The 19,388-nt window shown below is 65.3% G+C and carries 16 protein-coding genes and 1 other RNA gene; 13 read left to right on the plus strand and 4 right to left on the minus strand.

Annotated features, from left to right (window positions below; all coding sequences use genetic code 11):
• Positions 1-34 precede the first annotated feature (34 nt).
• Positions 35-2,164 carry a ComEC/Rec2 family competence protein gene (locus BMX92_RS08970; protein ID WP_093015270.1) on the plus strand — a complete coding sequence of 710 codons (2,130 nt, stop codon included), beginning with the start codon at positions 35-37 and terminating at the stop codon, positions 2,162-2,164.
• Here the strand turns inward: BMX92_RS08970 and lexA are convergent.
• Entirely contained in the window at positions 2,155-2,835 is a 681-nt protein-coding gene (lexA, locus tag BMX92_RS08975; protein ID WP_093015273.1) for a transcriptional repressor LexA, read from the minus strand. The genes BMX92_RS08970 and lexA overlap by 10 nt on opposite strands.
• A 95-nt stretch (positions 2,836-2,930) precedes the next feature.
• Positions 2,931-5,609 (minus strand): hypothetical protein, encoded by a 2,679-nt coding sequence (locus tag BMX92_RS08980; RefSeq protein ID WP_093015276.1) that lies wholly within the window; start codon positions 5,607-5,609, stop codon positions 2,931-2,933.
• A gap of 80 nt (positions 5,610-5,689) precedes the next feature.
• On the opposite strand from BMX92_RS08980, the gene BMX92_RS08985 reads away from it, so the two are divergent.
• The 4 genes from BMX92_RS08985 to BMX92_RS09000 all read left to right on the plus strand — a co-directional run bounded on the left by BMX92_RS08985 (position 5,690) and on the right by BMX92_RS09000 (position 9,815).
• Positions 5,690-5,992, plus strand: a complete 303-nt coding sequence (locus tag BMX92_RS08985; RefSeq protein ID WP_093015279.1) for an Hpt domain-containing protein — start codon at positions 5,690-5,692, stop codon at positions 5,990-5,992.
• Between the two features lie 105 nt (positions 5,993-6,097).
• Entirely contained in the window at positions 6,098-7,264 is a 1,167-nt protein-coding gene (locus tag BMX92_RS08990; protein WP_093015282.1) for a hypothetical protein, read from the plus strand.
• 89 nt (positions 7,265-7,353) lie between these two features.
• Entirely contained in the window at positions 7,354-8,439 is a 1,086-nt protein-coding gene (locus tag BMX92_RS08995; protein ID WP_093015285.1) for a hypothetical protein, read from the plus strand.
• Positions 8,436-9,815: a sensor histidine kinase gene (locus BMX92_RS09000; RefSeq protein WP_093015288.1), complete on the plus strand. Its 1,380-nt coding sequence runs from the start codon at positions 8,436-8,438 to the stop codon at positions 9,813-9,815. Before BMX92_RS08995 ends, BMX92_RS09000 begins: the two co-directional genes overlap by 4 nt.
• Before the next feature lie 159 nt (positions 9,816-9,974).
• Here BMX92_RS09000 and BMX92_RS09005 read toward each other — a convergent pair whose 3' ends face one another.
• Complete coding sequence (locus BMX92_RS09005) at positions 9,975-10,631, minus strand: alpha/beta hydrolase (RefSeq protein WP_093015291.1); 657 nt, start codon at positions 10,629-10,631, stop codon at positions 9,975-9,977.
• A 142-nt stretch (positions 10,632-10,773) separates the two neighbouring features.
• On the opposite strand from BMX92_RS09005, the gene BMX92_RS09010 reads away from it, so the two are divergent.
• The 5 genes from BMX92_RS09010 (at position 10,774) to ffs (ending at position 14,482) form a co-directional block, all read left to right on the plus strand.
• Positions 10,774-11,832 (plus strand): cysteine desulfurase family protein, encoded by a 1,059-nt coding sequence (locus BMX92_RS09010; protein WP_093015294.1) that lies wholly within the window; start codon positions 10,774-10,776, stop codon positions 11,830-11,832.
• Positions 11,829-12,917, plus strand: coding sequence for a cysteine desulfurase family protein (locus tag BMX92_RS09015; RefSeq protein ID WP_093015616.1), 1,089 nt, complete (start codon positions 11,829-11,831; stop codon positions 12,915-12,917). The genes BMX92_RS09010 and BMX92_RS09015 overlap by 4 nt, the downstream gene beginning before the upstream one ends.
• A 20-nt stretch (positions 12,918-12,937) precedes the next feature.
• Positions 12,938-13,273, plus strand: a complete 336-nt coding sequence (locus BMX92_RS09020; protein ID WP_093015297.1) for a 2Fe-2S iron-sulfur cluster-binding protein — start codon at positions 12,938-12,940, stop codon at positions 13,271-13,273.
• Positions 13,274-13,281: 8 nt separating this feature from the next.
• Positions 13,282-14,247 (plus strand): SGM family class A beta-lactamase, encoded by a 966-nt coding sequence (blaSGM, locus tag BMX92_RS09025; protein ID WP_093015300.1) that lies wholly within the window; start codon positions 13,282-13,284, stop codon positions 14,245-14,247.
• A 137-nt stretch (positions 14,248-14,384) separates the two neighbouring features.
• An RNA gene (gene ffs / locus BMX92_RS09030) (signal recognition particle sRNA small type) lies at positions 14,385-14,482 on the plus strand.
• Here the strand turns inward: ffs and BMX92_RS09035 are convergent.
• On the minus strand, positions 14,483-14,809 hold the full coding sequence (locus BMX92_RS09035; RefSeq protein ID WP_218145745.1) for a TM2 domain-containing protein: 327 nt from the start codon (positions 14,807-14,809) through the stop codon (positions 14,483-14,485).
• 108 nt (positions 14,810-14,917) lie between these two features.
• Between BMX92_RS09035 and BMX92_RS09040 the strand changes: the two genes are divergently transcribed.
• From BMX92_RS09040 to lon, 3 genes are all read left to right on the plus strand, one after another.
• The gene (locus BMX92_RS09040) at positions 14,918-16,519 is read left to right on the plus strand and encodes a DNA polymerase III subunit gamma/tau (protein ID WP_093015303.1); all 1,602 of its coding nucleotides are present in this window, start codon (positions 14,918-14,920) and stop codon (positions 16,517-16,519) included.
• 3 nt (positions 16,520-16,522) lie between these two features.
• A complete protein-coding gene (locus BMX92_RS09045; protein WP_093015305.1) occupies positions 16,523-16,846 on the plus strand; it encodes a YbaB/EbfC family nucleoid-associated protein in 324 nt (107 codons plus the stop codon).
• 114 nt (positions 16,847-16,960) lie between these two features.
• Entirely contained in the window at positions 16,961-19,357 is a 2,397-nt protein-coding gene (gene lon, locus BMX92_RS09050; protein ID WP_093015307.1) for an endopeptidase La, read from the plus strand.
• The last annotated feature ends 31 nt before the right edge of the window (positions 19,358-19,388 follow it).

The following is a 19,388-nucleotide window of genomic DNA, read 5'->3' on the forward strand; positions in this document are numbered from 1 at the left end:
GCCTTACTGACCCATGGATGCGACGCCCCCTAGCATGGCTTTTGAGCCACGACAAACCTCCCTTGGCAGGAGGCTGGCTGTGCTGTCCCGAAGCGGGCTGGAAGCGGTTGAAAGCTGGCTGGAAAGGGAGCGGGAACAGATCGGCCTGTGGGCGCCGATCGGGCTGGGCGCGGGGATATCCGCCTGGTTCATCCTGCCCGATGCCATGGGCTGGCTGGCCTTTTGCTGCGGGATGCTGGCGCTGGCGTGCATCGGCGCGATGCTGCCGCCGGGCGGACGGTTGCGGCGAATGATTGTCGCGGGCGCAATATTGGCTTGCATCGGATGCTTGCTGGTGTGGGGGAAGGCGGCCTTGTGGGGGCAGCCGCCGCTGGCGCGTGCGACCTTCGTCCAGATGACGGGGCAGGTGCTGTCGGTGCGGCAGGTGCCGGCGCAGGCAATGGTGCGCGTGATGCTGCGACCGATGGATGAGCCGCACCTGCCAGCGGTGGTGCGGGTGAATATCGGCGATGGAGATATGCCGGCGGGACTGGGTGAGGGGGCGCTGATCCGCTTTCGGGTGCGGTTGATGCCGCCAGCGCCACCCAGCGTGCCGGGCGGCTATGATTTTGCTGCGCGTGCTTATTTTCTGGGGATCGGCGCCACCGGCAAGGCGTTGAAACCGGTGGAGGTGTTGCGTGCTTCCACCGCATCGCCGCCGCTGCGGGCGCGATTGTTCGATCATATAGTGGAACGGGTGGACGGTCCGGCGGAAGGGATTGCGGTCGCTCTGGCGACCGGGGATCAGGGTGCGATTCCCGAGGCGGATGCCGAGGCGATGCGGCGCAGCGGGCTGGCGCATCTGTTGTCGATCAGCGGCCTGCATGTGACGGCGCTGATCGGCGCGGTGATTTTCCTGCTGATGCGGGTGATGGCGCTGAGCCAGCGGGCGGCGCTGCACTGGCCGTTGATGCTGATCGCGGCGGCTGGCGGCGCGCTGGCGGGGATTGGCTATACCTGGCTGACCGGCGCGGAGGTGCCGACCTTGCGATCCTGTGTCGCCGCGCTGCTGGTGCTGGGCGGGCTGGCGATGGGGCGGGACGCGATCACGCTGCGGCTGGTGGCGAGCGGGGCGTTGCTGGTGCTGGTGTTCTGGCCCGAAGCGCTGGCCGGCCCGAGTTTCCAGATGAGCTTTGCGGCCGTGACGGCGCTGGTGGCGTTGGCGGAGCATGGACGTTTTCGGGCCTTTGCTGCCGCGCGGGATGAGGGCGTGATGCGCCGGGCGGGGCGGGCGCTGGCGGTTACGCTGGCGACCGGCATTGCCGTGGAACTGGTGCTGATGCCCATCGCGCTGTTCCATTTCCACAAGGCGGGGATGCTGGGGGCATTCGCCAATCTGATTGCCATCCCGCTCACCACTTTCGTCGTCATGCCGCTGGAGGCGATGGCGCTGCTGCTGGACGTGGTGGGGCTGGGCGCGCCCTTCTGGTGGATGACGCAGCAGGCGCTGAACCTGTTGCTGGCGCTGGCCCATGGCGTGGCGGCCAGTCCGATGGCGACGCTGCTGGCGCCGACCATGGGCATGGCGCTGTTCGGGATGACGGTCGTGGGATTGCTCTGGTGCCTGCTCTGGCGGACGCGGTGGCGCTGGCTGGGGCTGGCGCCGGTCCTGATCGGCGTGGGCGTGACTTTTGCCGCGTCGCCGCCGGACCTGCTGGTGACGGGGGATGGGCGGCATGTCGCGGTGCGCACGCCCGATGGCATGGCGATCCTGCGCGACCGGGCGGGCGATTATGTGCGCGATGTGTTGTCGGAAAGCGCGGGTTATGACGGGGAACTGGCGGCGATCGCGAGGCTGCCGGGTGCGCGATGTTCGACCGACCTGTGCGCTGTCCGGTTGAAGGATGGGAAAGGGCGAAGCTGGCGCCTGCTTTTCACCCGAAGCGACATGCTGATCGAGCGGCGCAGCTTTGCTCGGGATTGCGCCATGGCGGATATCGTCGTCAGCGACCGGGGCTTGCCGGGCTGGTGTCATCCGCGTCGGATGAAGATCGACCGCCGGTTGCTGATGCGCACCGGCGGCCTGTCGATTACCCTTGCAACGGGTGAGGTTCGCACTGTCTTCCGGCCCGATGACGCGCATCCGTGGATATCGCGCCCCAGGCCGCGAAGGCCTCAATTATAGCGGCGAAGCAATCCGGCGAGCTTGCCCTGGATGCGGACCTGACGCGCGTCATAGACTTGCGGTTCATAGGCCGGATTGGCCGGGTCGAGCCGCACCCGGCTGCCTTCGCGGCGGAAATATTTGAGCGTGGCTTCCGCCTCGTCGATCAGGGCGACGACGATCTGGCCTTCGCGCGCGGTTTCGGTGCGCTGGATCAGGGCGAAGTCGCCATCGAGAATGCCGGCCTCGACCATCGAATCGCCGGACACTTCCAGCGCATAATGATCGCCCGAACCGAGCAGGGCGGCGGGGACGGACAACATGGTCTGGCCCTCCATCGCCTCGATCGGGACACCGGCGGCGATGCGGCCATGCAGCGGGATTTCGATTACGTCATTGGCCGCGATCGGCAGCGCGGGGGCGGACGGCGCAGCGCGAGGACGGGCCGGGATGACCGGTGCGACATCGCGGTGCATGGCGTCCGGCAGCTTCAGCACTTCCAGCGCGCGGGCGCGATTGGGCAGGCGGCGAATGAAGCCGCGTTCCTCCAGCGCATTGATCAGCCGGTGGATGCCCGACTTGGAGCGCAGGTCGAGTGCGTCCTTCATCTCCTCAAAGGAAGGCGACACGCCGCCCTCCTCCAGCCGGGTCTGAATGAAGCTCAGCAATTCCTGCTGCTTTGGCGTCAACATCGCTGCGGTCCTCCGTGGAACGTATGAGGAACGCATAGGAAACACATGGAGATTAGTCAAGCGTTGCCGGCATCAACGTCAACATGGATTTGCTACTATTGCCGCAGCCGTTCGATCGCCTGCGCCAGCGCGACATAGAGCTTGCCCATGTCGGACGAGAGAACCGCCACGCCCAGCGCATTGCCGTCGCGCGCGGACAGGATGATCCGCAACATCGCCTCGAAATCGTGGATGTAGCGGTTCACATGATCGCGGAAGTCGGCGTCATTATCATAATGCAGCGCGATTTCGCGGGATTCGCCGGCATCCAGCAGCTTGACCGCACGGCGCGTGAAGACGCCGCGATCGCCCTTCAGATAGGCGGACCAGGCGGAGTCGGTGACGTCGTTCGACAGGATCTTGGCGACGTCGATCGCGGTGCTGTTGAGCGATTCGATCAGCAGGGCAGACCGCCGCGCGAAATGGTCGCGGTCGCGATGCTCGGCCGCCTGTTCCGCGTCGAGGATGCGCTGTTCCACGCTGGCGCTGGTGTCGGCGATGGTCAGCAACTGGCGGGTGAGACGTTCGGAGGCCTGATGTGCGGCCTGAACCGCTTCCTCCGCGACACGGGCGACCTGCTCGATCTGCGCCGTCACCCTGTCACCGATGACATTTTCCAGCGCTTCGTCGCTGGCCTGCGCCAATTGCTGGGCTGCGTCAGGAATGGCGCGGCCCAGCGCCTGACGCGCGCGTTCGGCCGCCTGATCGGCGGTGTCCTTGACCCGCAGCAGAGCCGTGACCAGCAGCGGTCCGGCGCCTTCGGTAATACGCCGGGCATCCTGATCCGCCGCTTCCAGCGCGGTGCGCAGACGGTCGACCAGTTCGCGATTGGCATGCAGCCCGCTCTGGGTGCTTTCCAGCCATTCGGTGAGACGGCTGCCCTGACCGCGCAGCAGCGATTCCGCTTCTTCGGTGCGGCCGACCAGCGCTTGCGAAATGGCCTCCAGCCGCTCGATCTCGGGCGTGGCGCTGCCCAGCAGGGTGCGGCTCTGTTCGACGCGCGCGTCGAAGCGCTCCAGTGCGCCGGGATAGGTTTCGTCCAGTTCGCGCACGCTCGAATCGAGCGCCACCAGCAGGGTTTCGGCGGCACCGATCAGCTTTTCGGCGGTCATGCCGCCCGATGCCAGCGCCCCGTCGATCCGCTGCGTCTCTTCGGTCAGGCGGGCCAGTGCGGCCGTCAGCCTTTCGCCCCGGGCTAGCGCATTATCCTCCAGCGCGGCGAAGCGGCCCTCGGTAGAGGCGATGGTGTCATGCAGCCCGGCGTGCAGGCCCGACATCAGGCTGCGCTGCCCCTCCATCATCGTGTCGAGATGATGCAGCCGACTTTCGATATCGGCGATCATGTCGCTGAGGCTGGTGACGGTTTCGTTGCCGATCGCATCCAGACTGGAACGCGAGCGGGCGATCAGCGTATCCAGCGCCTCCGTCTGGCGGGTGAGGCCGCTGTCGGTGACGGCCAGATTTTCCTGTGCCCGCTCCAGCGCACTATCCAGACGACGGCGCAGGTCCTCATCGATCGCCGCCATGTCGCGCGAGAGGGTGGACAGCGCCTCTTCGCTGGTCGATCCGATGCCCTGCTGGGCGACGGCGACCAAAGTTTCGAGCGCCTCGGCACGGCGCGACAAGCCTTCATCGGTGGTGGCGAAGGCGCCGCGCACAGTGTGCAGCACAGTGTCGATGCGCGCGCGCATGGTGGTGTTGATGGTGTCCAGATCTGCCGCCAGCGTGGATCGGGCCTGATCGCTGGTGCTGGCGACACCGGCCTGCGCGGCGTCGATCGCGGCATTCAGGGCTTCGGCATGTTCCTCCAGATCCTGACGGCTGCGGTCCATCGCTTCGCGCGCGCTCTGGGCCGTGGCGTCGATCCGGCCGGATGCGATCTCGGCCATGCCGGTGACCTCTTCCGTCGCAGCGCGGGTCGATTCCTGCAACTGGGTAAGCTGGCTCGACAGGCTCTTGGTCGCAGCCAGCGTGCGGGCGCGGGCTTCGTCCGACACTTCGGTCAGCGCATGCAGCCGCGCCTCCAGCATGTCGATCCGTTCCGCCAGCGCATGGCCATCATCCATGATTCGCGCCGACATGCGGCCGGTGCGGTCCTCCAGTTCGGGGATGGAGGCGATCAGCATGTCCATGCGCTGCACCAGCGCCTGTCCCGCGCGCTCGGCGCTTTCGGCGCGTTCGGCGGTGATATGGGCGCGGCCAGCGATCAGTTCGGCCGATGCTTCCATATTGCTGCTGGCGGCGGCGCCATAGCTGTCGAGCAGTTCGGCCTGATCCTGCATCGTCTGACGCGCGGATTCGAGCTGGCTGCTGATCCGGCCAAGGCGCAATTCCAGCAGGTCCGCTTCGGTTCGCAGGGCGCGGGCGGTGTCGAGATAGCGGCGCGACTCGGTGCGGCTGTTGCGGACCAGCAGCAGATAGGAGAGGGCGAGCAGGATCAGCGGCACCGCCAGCGTGACGACGGCATTGGCCCAGGCAGAGGGGCCAGCCGCCAGATCGCCAGAGACGATGATGGCCCAGCCGGCAAAGCCCAGCCACAGCACCGCCAGCAGCGAAAGCGCGATGCGCACCCGCTTCACCGTCTTTTCCGCGCCGTTACCGGCCGTTTCGTCACTCTCGTCTATTTCCAGAACGGCTTGTTTCAAAAGCAAAATATCGTCCGCCTGCGACTCCGTGCCGGTCGCGTTAAGTTCGTCTCGCCAGAACTCGACGATTGTGCTGGTGCCCCCTGTCATATGCGCATCCTAGCAGCTTTTCCGGCGGCGGAAATGCCCTGTTACCAAAACTTAACGCACGCCCGATAGCGTCTGTCGCCATGTCTTATGATTCTGGCGCTCTTCACGCTGCCCTTGCCGCAGCCGTCGGCGAAGATCGCGCACTCATCGCCGATCTGCGCGTGGCCTTCATGGAAAGCGCCGAACGTCAGGTAGACCTGCTGAAGCGAGCCCGTTGTGACGCCAATTGGGAACTGGCCGCTTGGCGGCTGAAAGGGCTGGCCGCGAGCTTTGGCTTGAACGCGCTGATGGCCCTGGCGGATGAGGCGGCGCAGGCTGCGCCGGGAGATCCGCGGGTCATTCGTCGGCTGGAAGCGGTGCTGGACGGCCTGCGTCAGGATTGATTGCCTTTCATTGATTTCAACCCGATGCGCGGCTTTGCTTGCGCGAAGGCTTCGGCCTTGCGACAAGGTCGCCCACACAATAATCGGGTCCACAAGCGTAACGATATGAGTTTCGCCGCAATTCTCAGCGCCAGCAGGCCAACCGCCGATTCGCCCGCGGGGCTGCGGGCCAGCCTGCATTTCGCCGGCCAGACACTGATCGAATATCAGGCGCGTCAGGCCGTGCAGGCCGGTGCCGATCGCATATTGATTCTGGTCAGCGTGATTACCCCGGCGGTGTCGCAAGCAGTCGACCGGCTGAGCGCGGACGGCATCGCGGTCGCGCTGGTGCGCGACATGGTGTCGATGGTGCGCGATGCGCCGCGCGACAGCGACGTGCTGCTGGTCGCCGATGGCGCGGTCGTGGCGCAGGCGCATTTCGCGAATATCGGCGGGATCGATGGCAATGCGTTGTTAGTGGCGGACGATAGCCGGGCCAGTGCGCCGCTGGAGCGGATCGATGCCGGGCAGCGCTGGGCGGGGTTGGCGCGGGTCAGCCCGGACCTGTTGTTCGGGACACTGGACATGATCGGCGACTGGGATCTGGCGCTGACTTTGGTGCGGGCGGCGGTGCAGGGCGGCGCCCGGCGCATCACCGTGTCGCAGGATGATCTGCTGGAAGGGCGGGTCGCGCTGGTCGAAACGCAGCAGCAGGCCGATCTGGTGGCGCAGGCGGTGACGGCTGCGGGCGCTTCGGCGGCGCGGGCGCGCGGCGGCATCGAACATTATCTGCTGGCGCGGCTCGCCCGGCGGATCAGCCCGCCGCTGCTGCGGACGCAGGTGCCCGCCGCGCAGGTGCGGATCGCGGCCATGGCGCTGGGCGCGATCGCGCTGGTGCCTATCGAGCTTTTGTGGACGTCGACCGGCTTCTGCCTGTTGCTGCTGGCGCTGCTGCTGGCGGAGACGGCCGACCGGTTGGACGAATTGTCGCTGCGCACGCCGCCGACGGGCTGGACCGCCTTTGTCGCGCCGGGCTTTGCACTGGTCGGGATCGCGCTGGCCGGTGGCGATGCGATCGCGACCTATCTGGCGCTGTTGCTGGCGGTGATCCTGCTGGCGGATCGCTGGCGCAGGACGGGCGCGGCGCGGGCGTGGATGATCATGACGCCGGGGACGGCGCTGATCCTGTTGCTGCTGGGCGGTCTGCTGGGCGCCTCGGCGACCGGATATGACGTCGCGATGGTCGCCGCGATCGCATCGGTCGGGGCGATTTTGCTGCGGCGGCCCGACTGAATTTCTGTCCCTGACTATTTGTTTCAGACCGGGATTTTTCGCCGGCAGGGTTTAGTGCATTTTAACGACGTGTAGCTAAGGTGCCCGGCATGAGCGCCTATTCGTCCCATACCGGCACGGCCATGGCGGGCAGTTGGCCAATGGCGCGTGTCATGGCGGACATGTCCGCCGTGCCGGTGACGCATGCAATCGACCTCGCCTTCTTCTTTCCGGCCGATGCGCCCGTGCGGCACGATGCGCTGATCGCAGAGACGCGGCGCCATCTGGGCGGCTGTATAGCGGCGGTCGAAATGGCGCTGCGCCTGTCGATGGATCATGCCCCGGATGTTACGTCTGCGCTGGACCGGTGGGACGAACCGCTGGCTTGGCCGATGGTGCGGGCGCAGCCCAGCCTGCTGGCCCCCGGATTGCTCGCCCATATGCAGATGCGCGCGGGTGTTACGCTGATGCTGCGGCCGTTCGGGCAGGCGGATATCGAACAGGCGGAGGAAGCGGATGGGCCATTGCCCACCAGCGATCATCCCGAACTGGGCGACGCGGTGTCGGCGCTGGCGCTGGCCGAGGGGCGCTGGCTGATGCCGGGGGGCGAGGCGCAGCCGATGCGGCCGGACCTGCCGGCCGAACATTTTGCCGAACTGGTGTGGACCGTGGCGGCCTGTCTGGCGACGGCGGCGCAGCGCATGATGGCCGACGGCGCCGATGGCGTGCCGGCGGCGTTCGAGCGGGCGGTCTGGAAATTGCTGGCCGATCATGACGAAGGCGCGGGGCCGATTGCGCAGGCGGACCGGCTGGTGCGTCAGATGGGCGACCGTGCCGATGCGCCGGACTTGCCGGGCAAGGCGCTGGGGCAGCGGCGCTTCCTGTTGTTCGTGGCGCTGGCGGCGCGGCGGTTGCGGATGGACAGCGTGCAGGTGACGGACATGCTGCTACTGGGTCCGCTGAGCGATGTGGCGCTGCTGTGCCGCGCGCTGGGCGGATCGGATGGCGACTATCGCCATCTGCTGATGGCGTTGCGGCCGGTGCGTCCGACCCTGACCGATGTCGCTATCGTAGCGGAGGCGGATCGCTATCAGGCTATGAGCGATCCGCAGGTCGAGGCGGCGGTGCAGGCGCTGCGCACGCCCGCCACCTTCCGTGCGAAGCTGGATCATTTGCGGGCGGTCTGCGCCGCATGACGATGCCATCCCATCCGGTTGTTGTTCGCGCCATGCTGGCCGCCGACGGCCGGTTGCTGAGCGCCGATCCGCCTTTGCTGGCGTTGCAGCGGGAGGCGGGCGCCGATCTGGGCGTTCCGATCGCGGTGCCGCAACTGGCGACGATCGCGCGGCTGGCGGCGCGGCTGGGGATCACGCTGTCCCGCCCGGTGGTCGCCGCCTGCGAGCGGGGCGATATCGACATGTGGGTGCGCGCCAGGCCTGAAGAGGGCGGCGTCAGCCTGTCCGTGGTGGACTGGCGCGAGCGGCCCACGGTTGCCGATCCGGTCGACAATGGGCAGCGCGACGCGGATATCGCGGCGCTGGCCGAAGGATGGACCTGGCAGATCGATACGCAGCTGCGATTCGAAATGGTGCTGGAGGGGATGGGAGACGCCGGAGCGCTGCCCGCCGATCCGCCGGTGCCGGGCAGCCGCTTTTCCAGCTATTTCCAGCTTCAGCCCGATGATGAGGGCGACATGGCGATGCTGCGCGGCTTTGCCCAGCGCCGCGCCTTTCGCGATCAGCAGGCGGTGCTGGCGAAGGATACGGGCAGCCGGTTCAAGCTGTCGGCCTATCCGACATTCGACCTGTCGGGACAGCTCAAGGGCTATCGCGGCACGGCCTTCCCGCTGGCGCAGGCGATGGTGGCGCCGATGGTCGAGGATCAGCCGTTGGCGCTCTATCCCGCCGAATTCGGGCGGCGGCTGGACCGGTCGCTGCGCCAGCCGCTGGGGCGGATCATCGCCAATGCCGATACGATCAGCGCCCAACTGGAAGGGCCGCTGCGACCGGACTATGCCGGCTATGCCAGCGATATCGCGGTGGCGGGGCGGCATCTGATGGCGCTGGTCGACGATCTGGCGGACTTGCAGGCGATCGACCGGCCGGATTTCAGCGTGATCGCCGAAGAGGTGGATCTGGCCGATCTGGGCAGGCGCGCGGCGGGGTTGCTGGCGGTCAAGGCGCTGGACCGGCGGATAAAGATCGTGCCGCCTTCGGTGGATGCTACCTTGCTCGCCACCGGGGAATTTCGCCGCGTGCTCCAGATATTGGTCAATCTGATCGGCAATGCCGTGCGCTATTCGCCCGAGGATACGGAGGTGCGTGTCGCCATCGAATGGGAAAGCGGTCAGGCGCGTATCGCGGTGATCGATCAGGGGACGGGCGTTGCCCCGGCCGATCGCGAGCGTATTTTCGAAAAGTTCGAGCGACTGGGCCGGGACGATGCCGGTGGCAGCGGCCTTGGCCTTTATATCTCCCGCCGACTGGCGCGGGCGATGGGCGGCGATATCGTCATCGGCGGCGCGCCGGGCGAGGGCGCACGCTTCATCCTGTCCCTGCCGGTTTCGGGTTAGGATGGAATGATATTTCGTCATTGCGAGCGCAGCGAAGCAATCCACGGTAGCGACATGGATTGCTTCGCTGCGCTCGCAATGACGAAATAAGCGGATGGCGTTATAACAAAAAGGGCCGCCTTTTCAGGCAGCCCTTTCTTTATCGCTCATGGCCAGGGATCAGCGGATCGGCGAATCCGGCGACAGGCGCATGTCGAGATAATTGTCGACCGACTTCATGAGCTGGTCGAGTTCATGCTCGAAGAAATGGTTCGCGCCCTTGATCTCGTCATGATGGATGGTGATGCCCTTCTGCGTGCGCAGCTTGTCCACCAGCTTCTGGACGGCGCTGGCGGTCACCACTTCGTCCGACGTGCCCTGTACGATGATGCCCGAGGACGGGCAGGGGGCGAGGAAGGAGAAGTCATACATGTTGGCGGGCGGCGCGACCGAGATGAAGCCGCGGATTTCCGGGCGACGCATCAGCAACTGCATGCCGATCCACGCGCCGAAGGAGAAGCCGGCGATCCAAGTGGTCTGCGCTTCGGGATGGAAGCTCTGTACCCAGTCGAGCGCCGCCGCCGCATCGGACAGTTCGCCGATGCCATTGTCGAACGTGCCCTGGCTGCGGCCGACGCCCCGGAAGTTGAAGCGCAGAACGGCGAAGCCGCGCTTCACGAAGGTCTTGTACATCGCCTGCGTGATGCGGTCGTTCATCGTGCCGCCGCCCTGCGGATGCGGGTGCAGGATCATGGCGACCGGCGCGCGCGGGCGGGGCGGGGGGCTGAAGCGGCCTTCGAGGCGACCTTCGGGTCCGGTGAAAATGACGTCGGGCATGGCACCTGTTATGGTTCTGGGCCGCCTTTTTGGGGCAGCAGGGGTAGGATCGGTGCGCACGCCAAGGCTATCGCTGGCGCGGCGCGGCAAACCGCCTATATAGATGCCGCCGCCATTTCCGCAATCAATGAGTAACGCCCGCTTGGCCGCCCAACGCCTTTATCTCGATCATGCTGCGACCACCCCGATGCTGCCGCAGGCGCAGGCGGCGATGGTGGCGGCGCTTTCCAACTGGGCCAACCCGTCCAGTCCCCATGCGGACGGCCGGGCCGCCCGTGCCACGCTGGAGGATGCGCGCAAGCGGATCGCGGCGGCGCTGGGCTGGGATGGGCATGTCATCTTCACCTCCGGCGCCAGCGAGGCGATCGCCATCGGCCTGTTGCGGGCCAAGGCGGGGCGGATCGTGACGTCGCCGGTGGAGCATGATGCCGTGCTGCGCGTAGCCAAGGGGGCGGAGTGGCTGACGGTGGATGGGGATGGTATAGTGCAAAGGCCCGTTCGCCCTTCGACAGGCTCAGGGCGAACGGATGTTGAGGCGATCATCGCCATCCAGCACGTCAACAATGAAACCGGCGTGATCCAGCCGCTCGACCGGATCGATCATGACGGGGCGATCCTGTTTGCCGATTGTGCCCAGAGTGCGGGCAAGCTGCCGCTGCCGGATGCGGACATGATTGCGATCAGCGCGCATAAATTTGGTGGTCCGCCGGGGATCGGCGCGCTGCTGATCCGTGACCTTGCCCTGATCGAGCCTAGCGGCGGGCAGGAGCAGGGCTATCGCGCGGGGACGGAAAATCTGCCCGCCATAATGGCGATGGCGGCGGCGCTGGAGGCGCGGGAAGATTGGTTGCCCCGCGCGGCGGATTTGCGCGCCCGGCTGGATGCGGGGATCGAGGCGGCGGGCGGCATCATCGTCGCGCGGGATGCGCCTCGACTTCCGGCCATCGCCAGCTATCGCATGCCGGGCCTGTCGGCGCGCGCGCAACTGATCCAGTTCGACCTCAAGGGGATATCGGTGTCGGCGGGCAGCGCCTGCTCGTCCGGATCGCTCAAGACCAGCCATGTGCTGGGGGCGATGGGATGGGAGGATGTGGCCGCTTCCGAAGTGGTGCGCGTCAGCTTCAGCCCTCAAACCGGTGACAACGAAGTGGACACTTTTCTGGCCGTGTGGACCGCGATGGCGAACAGGGCAAGATCATGATCTATCTGGACTATCAGGCGACCACGCCGCTGGCGCCCGAAGCGTTCGAGGCGATGGTGCCGTTGTTGCGCGATCATTTTGCCAACCCGCACAGCGCCCATCGGCTGGGTCGCGCCGCTGCCGCGCAGGTGGAAGTGGCAAGGGACGAGGTAGCGAAGCTGCTGCCGCCGGGCGGGAAACTGCTCTTTACGTCCGGGGCGACCGAGGCGCTGAACATCGCCATTCAGGGCGCGCCTGCCGGTGGCATCGTCACCATCGCGACCGAGCATGCGGCGGTGCTGGACACGGTCGAGGCAACGGGGCGGGCTGGACGTGATGTGACCGTCCTGCCGGTCGGCGCCGACGGTCTGGTCGACATGGCGGCGGCGCGCGCGGCGATCATTCCGGGTGTCTCGATCGTTGTCGCGATGCTGGTCAATAATGAGATCGGCGTGATCCAGCCGGTGGCGGCGCTGGCCGATCTGGCGCATCGGGCCGGGGCGCTGTTCCTGTGCGACGCGGTGCAGGGCTATGGCCGTGTCGCCATCCCGGACAAGTGCGATATGGTGGCGATCAGTGCGCACAAGGTTCACGGACCCAAGGGGATCGGCGCTCTATGGCTGCGCGATGGCGTGAAGCCGGCGCCGCTGATCCATGGCGGCGGGCAGGAAGGCGGGCTGCGGTCCGGTACGCTCTCTCCCGCTTTATGTGCCGGGTTCGGTGTCGCCGCGCGGCTGATGCGGGAGAGGGTGGAGGCGGATCGCGTCCATGTCGAAGAGCTGGCGCTGCTGGCCCGCGACCTGTTTGCCGGCTGGACGCTGAACGGATCGGACAGCCACCGTTACCCCGGCAATCTCAACCTGCGGCGCGACGGGATCAATGGCGCCCGGCTGTTGTCCCATTGCCGCACTGTCGCTTTTTCATTGGGAAGTGCTTGCGCAAGCGGGTCCGGCAGGCCTAGCCATGTGCTGCGCGCGTTGGGGCTGACGGATAGTCAGGCGCGCGGATCGGTGCGGATCGGCTTTGGCCGTTACACGAGCCGGGATGATGTGGAGAGGGCAGCAGAAGCATTGAACGAGGCGGCAGTTGCACAAGCGGCGCCGTGACAAGGGAGCGCATGCATCACATGATCAGGGTCACCTTCATCAGCGCTGACGGAGAGCGGCGGCAGGAGGTCGACGCCCTGGCAGGATCGGTCCTGCTGGATGTCGCACAGGCCGCCGGCCAGCCGCTGGAGGGGACATGCGAAGGACAGATGGCCTGTTCCACCTGCCATGTGATCGTGGATGCGGCGGATTTTGATCGCCTGCCCCGCGCGAGCGAGGATGAGGAGGATATGCTGGACCTTGCCGCCGCCGCCACCCGCACCAGCCGACTGGCCTGTCAGATCATGCTGGACGGGAAGCTCGACAATCTGACCGTCCATATTCCCAGTGAATCCTATAATATGCAGGGCATGTGAGCGCCGCTATGAAGACTTTGACCGCCCTGACTGCGCTGGCCTTGCTGGCCGCGCCCTCCCTTGCCGCCGACAAGAAGAAGGCGCCTGCCAAGGAGCCGGTGCCGACCGGACGGCTGGATTCGCTGATGCCGAGCGCGCCCCGCTATCTGGTGCCGCAATCGGCGTTGACGGAGGTGCGCAATCCCAAGACGATCGAGGAGGAGACGGGCGGTCGGCTGGGCGTGGCGCTGGTCGACAAGAGCGGCGCGCTGCTGCTGGGCTTCAACCGGGACGAGCGGTTCGCCATGTGTTCGACCTTCAAGGCGCCCATGGCCGCCGCCGTGCTGACCGGCGCGGATGCCGGCAAGTTCGGGCTGAGCGGCGAAATCCCCTTCGGCAAGGACGATATCCTCGATTACGCACCGGTGGTGAAGAAGAACAAGAAGCGCGGCCGGATGAGCATGGGCGAACTGGCGCAGGCCGCCGTCGAGGTGAGCGACAATAGCGCCGCCAACCTGCTGCTGCCGATGCTGGGCGGGCCGGAGGGGCTGACGGCCTTCATGCGGGCGCATGGCGACAGCGTGACGCGGCTGGATCGCAATGAGCCGACGCTCAATGAAAATGCAGAGGGCGATCCGCGCGACACCACCACGCCGGCGGCGATGGCGGGGCTGATGGGGCGCCTTTTCTTCAACGACATGAAGCCGGAAAGCGCCGACAAGCTGCGCGCCTGGTTCAATGCCAGCAGCACCGGCGACAATCGCATCAAGGCGGGCCTGCCGACGGGCTGGACGTCGGGCAGCAAGACCGGCACCTGCGGTACCGCCTATAATGACGTGGCGTTGGTGAAGTCGCCAACGGGGGACGAATATATATTGGCCGTCTATCTGGACCGGCCGACGGTCGACGCGAAGAAAGCCGAGGCCGCGATCGCGGAAACGGCGCAGGCGGCGCTATCCTTCGTCGCGAAGGCGCAGAAGAGCGGGCTGGAATAATCAGGTAATGTCGTGCTCCTGCGAAAGCAGGAGCCCAGAGTGCAGGGCATAGCGTTCGATCCTGGGCTCCTGCTTTCGCAGGAGCACGGAGTTTATAGACCCCCTTGCCAAGCGGTTAGCACTTCTGCATATGCCGCGCCGGGAGTCGGGCGGACGTGATCGTCGCGAACCGGGTCAGGTCCTGACGGAAGCAGCCACAGTGATTTCGTCACGGGTCGTTCCGGCTCCTACTTTTCTACAGCGTTAGCTTGTCAGCCAGCTTCAGATTTTCGGCTCGTACCATGCCGGGAATGAGGAAGGCGTCGACAAGAACCCATATTCCCAAGGCAATCAGCATGAAGATGCCGACGCCGACGATGATCGTCGTCCAGCCGATAATGAGCAGCAAAAGTTGCGTAATGGCAGTGCCGGTTTGCCCCAGATAAAAACGATGCCCTCCGAAACTTCCGAGGAAGAGCCACAGCAAGTAGGCGACGCCCGTCGATTTGCGGTTCGCATCATAGAGCATTTGCTGACGCGCACTGTTGATCGTGTTGACGGCATCATTGCCGGATGTAGCCATTTGCATAGTCCCCCATATATTCAGCGGGAGGATGGCATTGGGGCAGGGTGTGCGCAAGTCGGCACTTGCCGTTGGATTTCAGGCGCAGGCACCTGCTAAGTAGCGTCCATGTCCGATTCCCCGCAGCCCTATCGCGTTCTTGCGCGCAAATATCGATCGCGCAGTTTTCGTGAACTGATCGGTCAGGACGCGATGGTCCAGACGCTGGGCAACGCGATCAAGCGTGGCCGGCTGGCCCATGCGTTTCTGATGACCGGCGTGCGCGGGGTGGGCAAGACGTCGACCGCGCGGCTGATCGCCAAGGCGCTGAATTGCATCGGTCCGGATGGGCAGGGTGGCCCGACGATCGATCCCTGCGGCGTGTGCGAGCCCTGCCTAGCGATCGCTGAGGGGCGGCATATCGACGTGGTCGAGATGGACGCCGCCAGCCATACCGGCGTGGACGACGTGCGCGAGATCATCGAGGCGGTGCGCTATGCCGCCGTGTCGGCGCGCTACAAGATCTACATTATCGACGAAGTCCATATGCTCTCCAAAAACGCCTTCAACGCGCTGTTGAAGACGCTGGAGGAGCCGCCGGCCCATGTGAAATTCCTGTTCGCCACGACCGAGGTGAACAAGGTGCCGGTGACGGTGCTGTCTCGCTGTCAGCGGTTCGATCTGCGACGCATTCCGGCCGATCTGCTGGCGACGCATTTCGCGAATATCTGCGAGAAGGAAGGCGTCACCGCCGAAGAGGATGCGCTGGCGCTGATCGCGCAGGCGGCCGAAGGGTCCGCGCGCGATGGCCTGTCCATCCTCGACCAGGCGATTGCCCATGCGGAGATGGGCGAGGGTGCATTGCTGGTGACGGCGAGCCAGGTGCGCGAGATGCTGGGCCTGTCCGACCGGGGATCTGTGCGGCGTCTGCTGGCGCTGTTGCTGGAGGGTGACACCGCCGTCCTGCTGAACGCCGTGCGCGATCAATATGCTCTGGGCGTCGAACCGTTGTCGCTGATGCGCGGTCTGATGGAACTGACCCATGCGGTGACGCTGGTGAAGGCCGGGCGCGATATGGCCAGCCCCGGCCAGTCGGCGGAGGAGCGCGAGGCGATTGCGGCCTGGGCCGCGCAACTGGGCTTCGCGCCGCTCCATCGGCTGTGGCAATTGCTGCTGAAGGGCCATGACGAGGTGGCGAGCGCGGTCCTGCCGATCGAAAGCTGCGAAATGGCGCTGCTGCGCGTGATGCATGCCGCGACCATGCCCGATCCGGGTGAACTGGCGCGGTTGCTGCGGGAAGGTGGTTCAGCCATTGTGCCGGCAAGCGCGGCGCCCGGTTCAGCGACGGAACGGCCCGCTGCATTGCCGACCGACATGAACGGCCTGATCGCGCTGGTCGACAAGCAAAAGCCGGCGCTGGCCAATCATCTGCATGATTGCGCGGCCTTGGTGTCGCTCAATCCGCCCGAAGTCGCCATAAGATTGACCCATATTTGGACACATGGGGATTTCAAACGCGACCTGGAGCAGGCTTTGAACGCGGCCACGCCGGGAACCCGGTGGCTGGTGAAGCTGGAGCAGAGCGGGGGCGACATGACCCTGCAACAGCAGCAGGAACGCAAGGCGGCGGACGCCCGCGCACAGATTATGGAAACCCCGGTGGTCAAGGCGGCGATGGCGGCCTTCCCCGATGCCGAGCTGGACGACAAGCTCGAACAATGGAGTGTTTGAATTATGAAGGATCTGAATGAAATCCTGGGCATGGCGAGCCGTGTTCAGGAAGAATTGCAACGGGCGCAGGACAATCTGGACAAGCTGGAGGTCGAAGGCGCCGCCGGTGGCGGTCTGGTGAAGGTGAAGGCGTCGGCCAAGGGCCGGATCGTCGGCGTCGATATCGACGAAAGCCTGCTGGCGCCGTCGGAAAAGCAGATGCTGGAAGACCTGATCGTCGCCGCATTCAATGATGCGCGCAAGAAAGCGGATGAAGTCAGCAATGCCGAAATGGGCAAGATGACCGCTGGCCTGCCCTTGCCCCCCGGTTTCAAGCTGCCTTTCTGATCATAGCATGTTCATCATTGCCGCCTTATGACAAGGCGTGATTGATTGCTGCGGCGGTCATCCCCATAAAGGCGATGAACCGCATGACGGGCCGCATCCGGCCCCGGAGAGTGAATGACTACGCAATATCCCCTTCTGCCGCTGCGCGACATCGTCGTCTTCCCGCAGATGATCGTCCCGCTGTTCGTCGGCCGCGACAAGAGCGTTGCCGCGCTCGAAGCGGCGATGGAAGGCAATAAGGAAATCTTCCTCGTCTCGCAGCTTGATCCGGCAGAGGATGATCCGGGCCGGGATTCCCTGTACGACACCGGCGTCGTCGCGATCGTCCTGCAATTGCTGAAGCTGCCCGACGGCACCGTCCGCGTGCTGGTCGAGGGCAAGCATCGGGCGCAGCTGGATCGCATGGAAGCGACCGAGACGCATCTGGTCGCGCATGTCGACCCGGTCGAGGATATCGCAGCCGAAGGTCCGGAAGCCGCCGCGCTGATGCGTTCGGTCGCCGAGCAGTTCGAAAATTACGCCAAGCTCAACAAGAAGCTGCCGGCCGAAACGCCGGTGCAGTTGCGCGAGATCGAGGATGCGGGTCGGCTGGCCGATGCCGTGTCGGCGAACATCAACGTCAAGGTTTCCGACAAGCAGTCGCTGCTGGTCGAGGCCGATCCGGTCAAGCGCCTGGAAATGGTCTTTGCCTTCATGGAAGGCGAACTGGGCGTGCTCCAGGTCGAAAAGAAGATCCGTGGCCGCGTGAAGCGGCAGATGGAGAAGACCCAGCGCGAATATTATCTGAACGAGCAGTTGAAGGCGATCCAGCGCGAGCTGGGCAATGGCGAGGGGGAGGAAGGCGATGAACTCGCCGAACTGACCGAGAAGATCGCCAAGACCAAGCTGAGCAAGGAAGCCCGGACCAAGGCGACGGCCGAGCTGAAGAAGCTGAAGGCCATGCAGCCCATGTCGGCCGAAGCGACGGTTGTGCGCAACTATCTGGACGTGCTGCTGGGTCTGCCCTGGGGCAAGAAGGGCAAGGTCAAGACCGACCTCAAGAAAGCGCAGGCGATCCTGGATGAGGATCATTTCGCGCTGGAGAAGGTCAAGGACCGGATCATCGAATATCTGGCCGTGCAGGCGCGCACTAATAAATTGAAAGGCCCGATCCTGTGCCTCGTCGGCCCGCCGGGCGTGGGCAAGACCTCGCTGGGTCGTTCGATCGCCAAGGCGACGGGCCGCGAGTTCGTGCGCCAGTCGCTGGGCGGCGTGCGGGACGAGGCCGAAATTCGCGGCCATCGCCGCACTTATATCGGCTCGCTGCCGGGCAAGGTCGTGTCGAACCTGAAGAAGGCGGGGACGATGAACCCGCTCTTCCTGCTGGATGAGATCGACAAGCTGGGTCAGGATTTCCGCGGCGATCCGGCATCGGCGCTGCTGGAGGTGCTGGACCCCGAACAGAATAGCAAGTTCCAGGATCATTATCTGGAGATCGACGTCGATCTTTCAGACGTGATGTTCGTGACGACTGCCAACTCGCTGAATTTGCCGCAGCCTCTGCTCGACCGCATGGAGATCATCCGGCTGGAGGGCTATACCGAGGATGAGAAGGTGGAGATTGCGGAGCGGCATCTGCTGCCCAAGCAGATCGATGCCCACGGGCTGAAGGATGGCGAGGTCGAGGTCACCCAGCCGGCGATCCGCGACCTGATCCGCTATTATACCCGCGAAGCCGGCGTTCGTACGCTGGAGCGCGAGATGGCGCGTCTGGCTCGCAAGGCGCTGCGCAAGATTTTGGAAGGCGAATATGACAAGGTCGTCATCACGCCCGACAATCTGGCCGATTATGCCGGCGTGCGGAAATTCCGCCATGATATGGGGGAAGAGGAAAACCAGATCGGCGCCGTCACCGGCCTGGCCTGGACCGAAGTCGGTGGCGAATTGCTGACGATCGAGGCCGTGACTGTGCCTGGCAAGGGCGCCATCAAGACGACCGGCAAGCTGGGCGAGGTGATGAACGAATCGGTGCAGGCCGCCTTCTCCTATGTGCGGGCGCGTTCGCCGGGCTATGGCATCAAGCCAAGCCTGTTCAACCGCAAGGACATCCATATCCACCTGCCCGAGGGTGCGGTGCCCAAGGATGGTCCTTCGGCGGGCATCGGCATGGTCACGACGATCGTGTCGACGCTGACCGGCATCCCCGTCCACAAGGATGTGGCGATGACCGGCGAGGTCACTTTGCGTGGTCGCGTGCTGCCGATTGGCGGCCTGAAGGAGAAACTGCTCGCGGCGCTGCGCGGTGGCATCAAGACGGTGCTGATCCCCCAGGAAAATGAGAAAGACCTAGCGGAAATTCCGGCCAACATCCGCGAAGGGCTGGAGATCGTTCCGGTGTCCCATGTGGATGAAGTGCTGGCCCGCGCTCTGGTGACGAAGCCCGAAGCGATCGCCTGGACCGAAGAGGATGACCTGGCCGCCCAGCCACCGGCAGCGGGCGGACGGGATGGCGATCCCGCACTGCGGCATTAAGTCGAGGGGAATAGCGGCGAATTCCGGGCTT

Source organism: Sphingobium sp. YR768, assembly GCF_900111125.1.
Taxonomy (GTDB): Bacteria; Pseudomonadota; Alphaproteobacteria; order Sphingomonadales; family Sphingomonadaceae; genus Sphingobium.

Excerpts from the sequence above, each read along its gene's own strand:
- BMX92_RS08970 (WP_093015270.1), top strand. The coding sequence starts at position 35 with ATGGCTTTTGAGCCACGACAAACCTCCCTTGGCAGGAGGCTGGCTGTG.
- lexA (WP_093015273.1), bottom strand. The coding sequence starts at position 2,835 with ATGTTGACGCCAAAGCAGCAGGAATTGCTGAGCTTCATTCAGACCCGG.
- BMX92_RS08980 (WP_093015276.1), bottom strand. The coding sequence starts at position 5,609 with ATGACAGGGGGCACCAGCACAATCGTCGAGTTCTGGCGAGACGAACTT.
- BMX92_RS08985 (WP_093015279.1), top strand. The coding sequence starts at position 5,690 with ATGTCTTATGATTCTGGCGCTCTTCACGCTGCCCTTGCCGCAGCCGTC.
- BMX92_RS08990 (WP_093015282.1), top strand. The coding sequence starts at position 6,098 with ATGAGTTTCGCCGCAATTCTCAGCGCCAGCAGGCCAACCGCCGATTCG.
- BMX92_RS08995 (WP_093015285.1), top strand. The coding sequence starts at position 7,354 with ATGAGCGCCTATTCGTCCCATACCGGCACGGCCATGGCGGGCAGTTGG.
- BMX92_RS09000 (WP_093015288.1), top strand. The coding sequence starts at position 8,436 with ATGACGATGCCATCCCATCCGGTTGTTGTTCGCGCCATGCTGGCCGCC.
- BMX92_RS09005 (WP_093015291.1), bottom strand. The coding sequence starts at position 10,631 with ATGCCCGACGTCATTTTCACCGGACCCGAAGGTCGCCTCGAAGGCCGC.
- BMX92_RS09015 (WP_093015616.1), top strand. The coding sequence starts at position 11,829 with ATGATCTATCTGGACTATCAGGCGACCACGCCGCTGGCGCCCGAAGCG.
- BMX92_RS09020 (WP_093015297.1), top strand. The coding sequence starts at position 12,938 with ATGATCAGGGTCACCTTCATCAGCGCTGACGGAGAGCGGCGGCAGGAG.
- blaSGM (WP_093015300.1), top strand. The coding sequence starts at position 13,282 with ATGAAGACTTTGACCGCCCTGACTGCGCTGGCCTTGCTGGCCGCGCCC.
- BMX92_RS09035 (WP_218145745.1), bottom strand. The coding sequence starts at position 14,809 with ATGGCTACATCCGGCAATGATGCCGTCAACACGATCAACAGTGCGCGT.
- BMX92_RS09040 (WP_093015303.1), top strand. The coding sequence starts at position 14,918 with ATGTCCGATTCCCCGCAGCCCTATCGCGTTCTTGCGCGCAAATATCGA.
- BMX92_RS09045 (WP_093015305.1), top strand. The coding sequence starts at position 16,523 with ATGAAGGATCTGAATGAAATCCTGGGCATGGCGAGCCGTGTTCAGGAA.
- lon (WP_093015307.1), top strand. The coding sequence starts at position 16,961 with ATGACTACGCAATATCCCCTTCTGCCGCTGCGCGACATCGTCGTCTTC.